Source organism: Bacillus sp. FJAT-47783 (assembly GCF_022808615.1).
In the GTDB taxonomy this organism is placed as follows: Bacteria; Bacillota; Bacilli; order Bacillales; family Aeribacillaceae; genus Bacillus_BZ.
On the sequence record NZ_JAKZKS010000001.1, the window covers coordinates 139,199 to 151,088 of the forward strand.

Below are 11,890 nucleotides of genomic sequence, written 5' to 3' on the forward strand. Positions count from 1 at the left end.
AAAACATGTTATAATTTATATAAACATTTTTTACTTGATTAAGGCACAGGCAAGCGTCACGCTTGCCTCCTTTACGTAATGAAGACAAAGTTTAATCATTGAAAAGTAGGTGTTGTACATGTCATTTGACGGCATATTTACATATTGTATGAAAAATGAATTAAAAGAAGCTCTTCTCGGCGGAAGAGTATCAAAAATTTATCAACCATTTAAAAATGAATTAGTATTACAAATTCGGGCAAACGGGCAAAATCACCGTGTCCTCTTATCAGTACACCCTAGTTATGCTCGTGTTCACTTAACGAACGAAACGTATGAAAATCCGGCTGAACCGCCGATGTTTTGTATGCTCCTTCGCAAACACCTCGAAGGGAGCATTGTTGAAAACATTGAACAACCCGGTATGGAACGGATTATTATGTTTGAATTTAAAACCCGAAACGAACTTGGTGACCTTTCTTATAAACAACTTATTATCGAAATAATGGGCAGACATAGTAATATTGTTTTAATCGATAAAGAACGAAACATGATTTTCGATAGTATTAAACATTTATCTCCAGCGATGAACCGTCATCGTACCGTTTTACCAGGCCATCCATATGTTTTTCCTCCGAAGCAAGATAAAGTAAACCCTTTTGAAGCAGATGAGGAAACGATTTTAAAAAAGCTAGACTTTAATCAAGGAAAGCTAGTAGATCAGCTCGTAGCTTCGTTTGCTGGGATTTCACCGCTTTTAGGTCAAGAAATCGTTTTTAAAGCTGGGTTAGCAAACCGAAATACGTTACCGAAAGCCTTTATGGAAGTGATAAAAGCAATCCAATCGAAAAAAATTTCCCCATCCATCGTATTCGGGGAACAAAAAGAAGTCTTTTACCTTTTCCCCCTTTCACATGTAAAAGGGGAAAGGAAAACGTATGAAAGTTTAAGTGAATTGCTTGATCGTTTTTATTATGGGAAGGCAGAAAGAGATCGGGTTAAACAGCAAGGACATGATTTAGAACGATTCATCTTAAACGAAAGAAAGAAAAATGCCAATAAAGTAAAGAAGTTGAAAAAGACTTTAATGAATGCCGAAAAAGCGGATGAATACAAATTACTCGGAGAGCTTTTAACAGCGAATATGTTTATCGTTCAAAAAGGGGACAAAGAAATTGACGTGATCAATTATTACGATGAACAAAATGGTACGGTAAAAATCCCGTTAGATCCAATGAAAACACCTTCTGAAAATGCGCAAAGTTATTTCCAAAAATATCAGAAGGCAAAAAATTCAATCGACATTGTTCAGGAACAAATTCATAAAGCAGAAGAAGAAGTTGATTATTTCGACAGACTTATTCAACAGCTCGAAACAGCTGCTCCAAAAGATTTAGAAGAAATTCGTGATGAATTGGCAGAAGGCGGCTACTTAAAACGAAAGGGGAAAGGAACATTAAAGCGGAAAAAACAAGGAAAGCCCGAGCTTGAAACGTATGTCGCAAGCGATGGTACGGAAATAATCGTTGGAAAAAATAATAAACAAAACGAATATTTAACGAATAAGCTTGCAAGAAGAGATGAGATTTGGCTTCATACGAAGGATATTCCCGGCTCACACGTCGTCATCCGTTCCGAAAACCCATCAGAAGAAACGATTTTTGACGCAGCCCATTTAGCAGCCTATTTTAGTAAAGCAAGACAGTCAAGTTCTGTCCCTGTTGATTTCACGAAAATACGCCATGTGAAAAAGCCAAGTGGATCAAAGCCCGGCTTTGTGACTTACGAAGGCCAGCAAACGGTCTATGTGACACCAGATGAGGAAAAAGTCCTTCGGATGCGGAAGTAAGGAAATATGTTTTTTGGCTTTATTTTCATAACTTGCGCTTTATCCAGTCTATTTTGCGCACCATAGCTATGGTGCGCAAAATATTCAGTCATCTAATCCCCATCATAAAATGATAGAAAACTTATTTTTGCACAAACTGCTTATATAGGTTATAAAGAGCATGGGTGCCGCTGTTTTCCTCTCCCATTCTAGCAAGCTCCTCATACAAATTCATGGCAAGCTTCAGACCTGGTGTTTCAAGTCCCATTTCCTTTGCGGATTGAAGTGCAATTTTCATATCTTTAATAAAATGTTTCACATAAAAGCCTGGTTCGAAATTGCCGGCAATGATACGTGGTACGTAGTTGGAAAGCGACCAACTTCCGGCTGCTCCAGACTCGATGCTCTTTAATACGGTAGCTGGATCAAGTCCAGCTTTTTCCGCGTAAAGCACCGACTCACAAACGCCCATCATTCCAGAAGCAATGGCGATCTGATTACACATTTTCGTATGTTGTCCTGCCCCTGCTTCTCCTTGATGGACAATGTTCGTTCCCATTAGTGAAAATAGCGGAAGCATCTCTTTAAAATCCTGTTCATCGCCACCAACCATAATAGAAAGTTTTGCTTCACGCGCTCCAATATCTCCTCCAGAAACCGGGGCATCGAGTGCATGAAACTGCCGGCTCTTCGCTTCTCTATATATCTTTTTTGCCAAAGCAGGACTTGACGTTGTCATGTCAATGAGATAACTTCCAGGTTTTGCACCGGCAAAGAGGCCTTTTTCCCCAAAATAAACTTCCTCCACATCAGAAGGATAACCAACCATCGTAAAGATGACAGATGATTTTTCCGCCACCTCTTTGATCGTTTGTTCCCACTTTGCCCCTTTCTCCAATAATTCTTCTGCTTTAGAGCGAGATCTCGTATAAAGATGTATAGGGTAACCTGCTTCAAGCAAATGAGTGGCCATACTCCTTCCCATCACGCCTGTTCCAATAAAACCAATAACTGTTTTTTCCATTTTTCCATCTCCCATAAAAAATATTTACCAGTTTTCATTACGTTTCCAGTACACAACTTCTTCAAAATGTAAAATATCCCTTCTATAACTTTATAATGTTAGTACAATAAATTAAAAAGAGCTGAAGATCCATTCAGTTATCTTCAACTCTCACCCTCATTATTACACATGGAGAAAATTCACCTCAAAACCTCCTTAACTACTTAATCCAAATTATTTAACTTCAACACTTACAAGCCTACTCATTTTGAACAATGGGAGCATAACGAGAGTTCCAATAATGAAAAAGGCGCTCTTTAACTTTATTGGATGAAGGTTATTTGACCTGAAGGGGGGTAGGTGGTTTTTGCTGGACAACGCTCCATTCATTGTATTTTAATGCTTTAGCGAATTTAAACTTTTTTATATTTCTTCATTTAATTAAGTAAAGATTCGTTCCTTTATAGAACGAATCTCCCACGCAAGTCATCTACTTCAAAATTCTAAAACATTTTTAAAAGTTAGCTCAAAAATAAAATACCAATAAGAGAGTAAATGATAACGGTCGAAAAAAGAATAGTCATATGAATGAGGGAATAAATGAACATCGCTTTCGCCCATTTTTCAGAATCCATTTTTTTATAACCGACAATGCTTAAGACAAGCCATGCAATACTTAAAAGCAGTGCAACTAACATAATTCCAACACTTAATGATCCAAAAAGGAAGCTTGTAGCAATTAAAACAACTAAATAAATATTTGTTTGTAAATAGGTTCGTTTAACACCTTTTACGACAGGTAGCATCGGAACGTTTGCCGCTTTATATTCGTGATGCTTACGGATGGCTATTGCATAAAAGTGTGGCATTTGCCAAATAACTGCAATCACAAACAGACCTAAAATAGCAGGATGTGTAATATCCGGATAAATGGCAGCCCAACCGATGAGAGGAGGAATAGCTCCAGAAATACTTCCCACCTCAGTATTAAAAACTGTACGGCGTTTCGTCCATATCGTATAAGGAATTACATAAAAAAATAATCCTAAAAGTCCTAATAACGCAGCAAGAGGCGTTGTTAATAGAAGAGCTACGAGTCCGAGAATAGACATGATGATACTTAACCATAAAACCGTTTTTGGCTTAATAACACCCGTTACAGTTGGTCTATTTTTCGTTCGCTCCATGATTGAATCAATGTCTCGATCATACAAGTTATTAAAAGCGCCTGCAGCTCCAATTATTAAAAACGTGCCAATCAAAGCAAAAACGATTGCATCCCATTTTTCAAGCAGGCTAAACTTGTACGTATATAAAGACAATGTTAACCCTGCAAACATCGTAATCAAATTCGATTTAATGATCCCTGTTTTAATCGTTTGTGCTAAAATTTGTGAAATCGTCTGTTTTGATTCAGTTCGAGATCGTTTTTCAACATGTTTATCCATATTCATATCTTTTGGCATTCTTTCTTTATTCATTCCTTTTTTTCATATTACAAAATCAACTTATATTCTATCTTAAAAATCGATTTCTGTGACGAAGTTCACACAAAATACATTTTTCAGGAATATTCAATCGTTTTCAATTATTATTCTACCAAATAAAAAGGTAAGCCAAAATTAATTTCGCTTACCTTTTAAGGAAATAATCGTTATTTATGAAAACGGGTAAGAAAAAGCTTCTTCTCCTCTTTGAACAACGAGGCGATGCACGTTAGGATGCTGGCCGATATAATCAGCCAGCACCCAATCACCATGACTTGGTTGTGCTGATGTTAATTCATTTTCGATTTTCTTTAATAGAAATCCTGAAAAGAGTAAATAAGGAACGAAAATATACTGATTCCCCGCATCCTTTTGTACTTGTTTGATCATTTGTTGAAAAGTTGGCTCTGCCGCCGTTAAATAACACCACTTTGTCTCTAAATTCAACCGCTTTTGGACATTACTACATAGTTTTTGGAAGTTTTCTTGCATTTTAACGTCCCGACTCCCCCTTCCGATCATCACCAATTTTATTTGTTTCGATAATGAACGAGATTTTTTTATAACTGATTCAACCTTTTCGACAATCGTATTGACCATCGATTCGTTGACACCGAGTGGTTTTCCATAATATAGATGAACGAAAGGATATTGTTCTTTTAATTTTTGTAAAATCTTAGGGATATCCTTTTTCGCATGTCCGGCTGCAAATAACAAAATCGGAATAATGGCGATTTCTGTCGCCCCGGATTCAATGCATTGTTTAACTCCTTCTTCAATCGATGGGTTAGAGAGCTCTAAAAATGCGTAATATTGAATCGAAAATGGCGCTGATTGTTGGCAATAGTTAAAAAACGTTAAAGCTTCTTCCTTCGTTTGTTTTAACCGAGAGCCATGAAACACATATAAAACCGCTTTTGTCATCATGTCGCACCAGCATGGATTGCTAGTTCTTTATGATTTTTCTCTTCAAACCAGTTTAATTTCGAATGAAATTTAACAACATCCCCAATAATGATTAAACATGGATTTTCGATTTTTTGTTTTTGAGCATCTTCAACCATGTTTTCAAGCGTGCTAATCGTCGTTCGCTGCAAAGGAGTTGATGCCCACTCTACAAAGGCGACAGGTGTAAGTTTGTCTTTCTTTGCATTCAATAACTTTTGTTGAATGGTTTGTAAATTCCCTACCCCCATATAAATACATAATGTATCAACTGATTGTAGATAGCGAACATCGTTTAGTTGATGATTCTCTTCTTTTGCCCGATGTCCAGTTATAATGGCTACATTACCACTTACATGTCGATGGGTTAACGGAATGCCGCTATAGGAGGAAGCGGCGACACAAGCGGTAATACCAGGCACGACTTCATAAGCGATATGGTTTTTAACTAAGTATTCAGCTTCTTCACCGCCACGACCGAATAAATACGGATCACCGCCTTTTAAGCGTGTCACTGTTTTTCCGGATTTGGCAAATTTAACTAAAAATTTATTTATGGTTTCTTGCTTCATCGTATGATAGTTTGGCAGTTTTCCGCAGTAAATGAGATCCGCATCCTTTTTTGCATACGCGAGCAACTCTTTATTCACTAAGCGATCATACATAATCACATCGGCCGTTTGAATACATTTTAATGCTTTTACTGTGATTAATTCCTGGTCTCCAGGCCCTGCTCCAACGATAAATACCTTTCCCACTTAAATCCCCCCTATGTGTCCCATTCTTGATTGTCTATAACGAAACCAACACCTTTTTGGATTTTCTTCTTTTCGTACAAGGTTATTTCTTCATAATGAGGTACTTTCATGAAGTGCTTTTCAAGTTCAATTTCTACTTGATCAAATGCTTTTTCTTCATTTTCCGCCACAATTATGACTGGAATCGTATCTTTTTTTGTTTTTACTAAAAATTTATATCCGTTCATTCTTAAACCACTACCGTTTCCATTATTTCATTTAGCTGCTGTTGGATCGGCTCTATTCCGACTCGTTCATAAAATTGTAAAAACGTTTCATTCTCTATTTTTTGTTCCTTAAAAAATTCAAGCAACCTCTTTAACACGATCGATAGCTTCTCTGCTTCAACTTTTCCTTTTAACTTATCGTTAAACCTTCCGCCTTCTAACAACGTTCCACCGACATAAATTTCGAAAGCCTGCACCATTTTCTTTTCCTTCGTTTTCATCAGTATTCCTTGAAGGCCGATATCAGCAATTTGCCGCTGGCCGCATGAGTTCGGGCAGCCAACCATATGGATACGAACCGGGACGTCTAATTCGATTTCTTCATCTAAAAATTTGGCAATGTTCTTCATTCGTTCTTTCGTTTCAACGAGGGCTAAGTTACAATATTCTGTTCCGGTGCAAGAAACCGAATAGGCGGTAATGGAATGGGGTGTCGTTGAAATCCTGCCCTGAAAGATTTTTTCATTTAAAAGCAGTTCCACTTCATCGTTCGGAATATTCGGAATAATAAAGTTTTGTGAATTACATGTGCGAATCTCACCATTCCCATATATTTTTGAAACTTCTGAGATTTCGAACACTTCATCTGCTGTTAGACGTCCAACCGGAACATTAAAACCGACATAGCTTAAACCTTCTTGTTTTTGAGGATGGGCCCCGTAAATGAAGCCTGCATTCCATCCTTTCGTTGCATCTTCTCCTTTTGATGGAAGTGGTCCTGTATATTCTAATAATTTTTCCGTAAACGTTTCCGCACCCCAATCAGCAACTAAAAATTTTAAGCGTGCCCGGTGACGCTTTTCTCGGTATCCGTAGTCTCGAAAAATGGTCGTAATCGCAATCGCGACATCTTTTACTTGGTCCGGTAATACGAATATATCCAATAATTGTGCTAAATACGGTTTAGCTGATAAGCCACCGCCAACCTTTACGTGAAACCCGATTTTCTCCTCCCCATCTATTACTTTTTTAGCTGGGGTAAAGGCAACATCATTGATTTCAGCATTGGAGGAGTTATAAACACTTGCATTAATGGACATTTTGTATTTACGTGGTAAATTTGAAAACTGTTCGTTCATATGAAAATATTGATCTATTTCACGAACGATTTCCTCAGTATTTATAAGCTCATATGGATCAATACCGGCAAGAGGGTTTCCAACAATGTTTCTTGTAATGTCTCCACATGCACCTGCAGAGGACAAACCGACTCGTTCTAATCGTTCAAAAATATCTGGCATTTGCTCAATCGTTAGCCAATGAAATTGAATCGCTTGTCGTGTCGTAATATCAAATACTCCACGTCCGTAATCTTTCGCAATTGAAGCAAGTGTTCTAGTTTGGTCATATGTTAAGTAGCCAGATGGTACTTTCACTCGCATCATAAAGTAACCAGCTTTTTTCGGCTTTTGCAAGTAAAGCCCTGCCCACTTAAATAAATCCCATTCTTCTTCTGGAATCGAAGAAAAGCCACTTTTCGCATATTCTTTAATATCTTTAAAAATTTCCAAACCATCTTTTTCAAGCTTTTTCAATTCTGTTTTATTTAACTTTTCGTTGTTCTTCCATACTTTTTCATAGGACATGTTATGACTCCCCTTTTTCGATATACTGATGCTCGCTTAAATAATTGACTATTTTCCGAACACTCTCTTCGACTGAAAGCTGTTCCGTGTCCACCTCGATCTCTGGATTAAGAGGGGGTTCATATGGCGCATCAATCCCTGTAAACTGCTTAATTTCGCCGTTTCGTGCTCGTTTGTACAACCCCTTTGGGTCTCGTTGTTCACAAGACTTGAGTGAGCATTTGATATAAACTTCAATGAATTCACCTTTTTCAACTATTTGACGGACAAGATCTCGGTCTTCTTGAAAAGGAGATATAAATGCGGTAATGACGACTTGACCACTATCAACGAATAATTTGGAAACTTCTCCAATACGACGAATATTTTCTTTCCGATCATCATCGGAAAATCCAAGATCACGATTTAAGCCGTGACGAATATTATCCCCATCTAACACATACGCTTGAATTCCTTTGTGAAATAACGTTTTCGCCAAGCTATTGGCAATCGTTGATTTTCCGGACCCCGATAGACCTGTAAACCATAAAATAAAGCTTTTGTAGCCATTTCTCTTTTGTCGCTCCACTTTTGTAATCGATGATTCATGCCATGTAATATTAATGGACATCTCTACTCACTCCCTCTAATTCGTCACTTTCATTCCTTCTACAAGTACGTTAACAACTTCTTTCCGACTAAATGTACTCGGGAGCGGTTCTCCATTACGAAGGAGTGTACGTACTTTCGTTCCTGATAAAATCAATCGATCTTCAGCACGATGTGGGCATGTTTTAAAAGAAGCCATGCTATCACATTTTCGGCAATAAAAACTATGCTCAAAAAACATTGGGGTAATGTCTAGCTCTTCTCTTGTAAATTCAGAAAATATTTTTTGCGCATCGTATGTTCCGTAATAATTTCCGACCCCTGCATGGTCACGACCAACGATAAAGTGTGTACATCCGTAATTTTTCCGCACTATTGCGTGAAAAATCGCCTCGCGCGGACCTGCATATCGCATCGCTGCTGGGAATACGCCAAGGAGAACACGGTCAGTAGGATAATAGTTGTTTAACAATACTTTGTAGCTTTTCATACGTATATCAGCAGGAATATCATCTTTTTTCGTTTCGCCGACGAGCGGTTGTAAAAACAGGCCGTCTATCGTTTCTAATGCTGTTTTTTGAATATATTCATGAGCCCGGTGAACAGGGTTCCGTGTTTGAAAGCCTACGACTGTTTGCCAGCCTTGCTTCTTGAAATACGTTCGTGTTTCTTTCGGTTCATACGTTTCATTTTCAAATGGTTTTGGCGTCTTTTTCGTTAATACAATCTCTCCGCCGATGTAAACATTGCCGCGTTCATACAATTTACGCACACCCGGATGTTCCGCGTCGTTCGTCCGGTAAACAAGTTGTGCTTCTTTTTCTTTATTAGGTGTAAAGATTGATTGAACGGTTAAAACACCGTAAACATCACCACTGTAGGTTAAAGCAACTTGTTCGCCAATGATAAGACTATTTGCAATTTGTTCTGATACAGGTAAAGTAATCGGAATACTCCACGCAACTCCATTTTGTAAACGCATCGTTTCAACTACTGCCTTGTAATCTTGTTCTTGAAGAAATCCTGTTAGCGGGCTGTACGCGCCGATCCCAATTAGCTCTAAGTCTGATAAAGCCATCGCATCAATCTCAATTTTTTTTGTAATGTTTGAAACATCATAATTTGCATCATATCGTTCTACTAATGTACCTCCATGTGGTTGAATCGTCATTATTCATTCCTCCCCAAACTCATTTGTTTACTTGGTTTTAAAAAAGATGTCATTAAGCTTATAAAGACAATTGTTGCAACAAAAACAATGATGACGATAATAAATGAATACCAATTTGAAAAGACAAAAGCTTGAACAACTGTATAGGAGACAATTAATGAAACAAGTGGTGATACAATCCAAATTTTCACAAGTCGTTTCACCACCTCTTTTTTAAACACCTGTCTCCCTTCATTCACAAAGCCAATTCCTAAAATAGATGATGTCGTAATTTGTGTCATCGGGATAGGAATACCGAATAAAGATGCCAAAATGACGAGTGTAGCCCCTGTTGCTGAAATGTTGATACCTTCTAACGTAGAAAACTTCGTAATTCGTTTCCCATTTGTTTCAAGCACTTTAGCACCTAATACTAACACCCCTAGTGCAACGAAAAAGCCTCCGAGCCACTTGCCAGTCGATTCCGCTAAAAGGTGTGCACCAACTAACGGGCCAACGGCGTTTGCGATATTGTTCATTCCTGCTGAAAATGCTTCAAGAAAACCGGTGAGAATGAGAATATACGGTAAAATTTTCGCTTTGGCGAAACGGGTATGTGCGATATATGCATTCATCCCTTTTTGGATGAGAACGGTGACGATATACGCAATAACCGGAACAATGACCCATAAAGAAATAATGGTCAGTAGCGGCAACAAATACACGGATTGAAAAGCAATGCCAACTCCAACGACCGATCCAACGGTTACTTCACTCGTTGAAAGCGGGATGCCGAGTAAATTTGAAAATAATAAGGTTAAAGTGGCTGAAGCTAAAATGATCATTACAATTGGAGCGCTTAAATCTTCTTGCCTCATTAGCCCTGATCCAATCGTCTTAATGACTTTTTCGCCACCGATGACGGCTCCTAAGATGATGCCGATGGAGCAAAGAATTAAGGCGATATACCTTTTTTGGATGGAGCCTGAACCGTACGCTACCCCCATTGTTGCCGCAGCACCACTTGCCCCGATATTCATCGCAAACAAACAACCTACAATAATTGCCACCCATTCCATTTTTACGTTCCTTCCGTGTTAACATGTAAGCCACATTCTAGCTTTGCTTGACCGGCCCATCTTCCAGATCGTAAATCATCCTCATTGAAAACCGGATTTGTACATGGGGCACACCCTATGCTCGGATATCCTTTGTTATGAAGAACGTTATAAGATAATTGATGATTATGGCAATAGCGCCAAATATCTTTCCATGTCCAATGAATAAGCGGACATATTTTTATTTTTTTAAATCGCTCGTCTTTATTAATGTACTGAACGTGCTTTCTTGTCGGTGATTGCTCCCGTCTAAGCCCCGATATCCATGATGTTACGTTTTGTAATGTTTCTTCTAGCGGGCCGACTTTCCTTATATAACAGCATTGATTCGCATCCCGTTTCCATAGTGCTTCACCGAACTTTTCTTTCTGCTCTTCTAATGACACATTTGGCTGTTTTAGTTGAATATTTAACGTTGGATACCGATTTTGTACTTCATCAATACAATCATATGTTTCTTGAAAATGGAGTCCTGTATCTAAGAAAACAATTTTAGCCGTTTTATTCACCTTGTAAATAAGATCAATTAACACAATTCCTTCAATACCGAAACTGCAAGCATAAACAATATCCTCACTTGAATAAGTAGAATAAGCCCAGTCCAGTACTTCAAGGGCACCTTTTGTTTCCGTTGATTCATCAAAAGTCCATGTATCTAGCTCCCACCGGTCATACGTAAGCAGCAATTTTCTCCCTCCTTATATAAAGCGAAAATGAAAAAGGCGGTCTTAGCTATATCGTTGTCGAATAGCTAAAACCGCCTCTAGTTTTTCTAGTCAGCGATACTTTTTACGTTAACCTTACTTTTTCATTTTTCTCCAATTGAATCACTTTTCCATTTTGGACAACAATTGTCACGGAACCGAACTTTAAATTAACTAACATTTTCTTCAACTCAATCATGACCTTATCATAATGATCTTGTGCACTCATATTCGCTCCTCCTTGTCATAAATCCTTTAAATCATAGTGGTAAAGTTGGTTTAATAAGCGTACGAAGTTTTTAAAAAAGTGCCATCTTGTGGAGAGTGCGATTTTGAGGATAATGTCGAGGTTCTTAAACTCTACTTATCTCTCAAAACGGTTCCCATTTTGCTGGAATTAGCACCTTGCTATGCTAGCAGGTTGCCGGGCTTCATTGGGCCAGTTCCCTTCACCACTCTTGATAAGTATTGCTATTGA

Annotated in this window: 12 protein-coding genes and 1 riboswitch; of the genes, 1 reads left to right on the top strand and 11 read right to left on the bottom strand. The window is 38.2% G+C overall.

From position 1 onward, the window contains the following. Positions 1–118: 118 nt before the first annotated feature. Positions 119–1,828 (top strand): Rqc2 family fibronectin-binding protein, encoded by a 1,710-nt coding sequence (locus MLD65_RS00685; RefSeq protein ID WP_243289929.1) that lies wholly within the window; start codon positions 119–121, stop codon positions 1,826–1,828. 121 nt (positions 1,829–1,949) lie between these two features. Here MLD65_RS00685 and MLD65_RS00690 read toward each other — a convergent pair whose 3' ends face one another. The 11 genes from MLD65_RS00690 to MLD65_RS00740 form a co-directional block, all read right to left on the bottom strand. Next, entirely contained in the window at positions 1,950–2,831 is an 882-nt protein-coding gene (locus tag MLD65_RS00690; protein ID WP_243289930.1) for an NAD(P)-dependent oxidoreductase, read from the bottom strand. Between the two features lie 500 nt (positions 2,832–3,331). Next, a complete protein-coding gene (gene cyoE, locus MLD65_RS00695) occupies positions 3,332–4,258 on the bottom strand; it encodes a heme o synthase (RefSeq protein WP_481748484.1) in 927 nt (308 codons plus the stop codon). Between the two features lie 210 nt (positions 4,259–4,468). Next, positions 4,469–5,224, bottom strand: a complete 756-nt coding sequence (locus tag MLD65_RS00700; protein ID WP_243289931.1) for a sirohydrochlorin chelatase — start codon at positions 5,222–5,224, stop codon at positions 4,469–4,471. Then, positions 5,221–6,000 carry a uroporphyrinogen-III C-methyltransferase gene (gene cobA, locus MLD65_RS00705; RefSeq protein WP_243289932.1) on the bottom strand — a complete coding sequence of 260 codons (780 nt, stop codon included), beginning with the start codon at positions 5,998–6,000 and terminating at the stop codon, positions 5,221–5,223. Before cobA ends, MLD65_RS00700 begins: the two co-directional genes overlap by 4 nt. An 11-nt stretch (positions 6,001–6,011) precedes the next feature. After that, entirely contained in the window at positions 6,012–6,227 is a 216-nt protein-coding gene (locus MLD65_RS00710) for a DUF3906 family protein (protein ID WP_243289933.1), read from the bottom strand. Between the two features lie 2 nt (positions 6,228–6,229). Next, complete coding sequence (locus MLD65_RS00715) at positions 6,230–7,852, bottom strand: nitrite/sulfite reductase (RefSeq protein ID WP_243289934.1); 1,623 nt, start codon at positions 7,850–7,852, stop codon at positions 6,230–6,232. Position 7,853: 1 nt separating this feature from the next. Then, positions 7,854–8,462: an adenylyl-sulfate kinase gene (gene cysC / locus MLD65_RS00720; RefSeq protein ID WP_243289935.1), complete on the bottom strand. Its 609-nt coding sequence runs from the start codon at positions 8,460–8,462 to the stop codon at positions 7,854–7,856. 15 nt (positions 8,463–8,477) lie between these two features. After that, the gene (sat, locus tag MLD65_RS00725) at positions 8,478–9,611 is read right to left on the bottom strand and encodes a sulfate adenylyltransferase (RefSeq protein ID WP_243289936.1); all 1,134 of its coding nucleotides are present in this window, start codon (positions 9,609–9,611) and stop codon (positions 8,478–8,480) included. Further along, positions 9,611–10,669: an inorganic phosphate transporter gene (locus MLD65_RS00730; RefSeq protein ID WP_243289937.1), complete on the bottom strand. Its 1,059-nt coding sequence runs from the start codon at positions 10,667–10,669 to the stop codon at positions 9,611–9,613. The genes sat and MLD65_RS00730 overlap by 1 nt, the downstream gene beginning before the upstream one ends. A gap of 2 nt (positions 10,670–10,671) precedes the next feature. Continuing rightward, positions 10,672–11,391 carry a phosphoadenylyl-sulfate reductase gene (locus MLD65_RS00735; RefSeq protein ID WP_243290243.1) on the bottom strand — a complete coding sequence of 240 codons (720 nt, stop codon included), beginning with the start codon at positions 11,389–11,391 and terminating at the stop codon, positions 10,672–10,674. A 106-nt stretch (positions 11,392–11,497) separates the two neighbouring features. Beyond that, on the bottom strand, positions 11,498–11,641 hold the full coding sequence (locus tag MLD65_RS00740; protein ID WP_243289938.1) for a YezD family protein: 144 nt from the start codon (positions 11,639–11,641) through the stop codon (positions 11,498–11,500). Positions 11,642–11,773: 132 nt separating this feature from the next. After that, positions 11,774–11,880, bottom strand: a riboswitch (SAM riboswitch). Between the last annotated feature and the right edge of the window lie 10 nt (positions 11,881–11,890).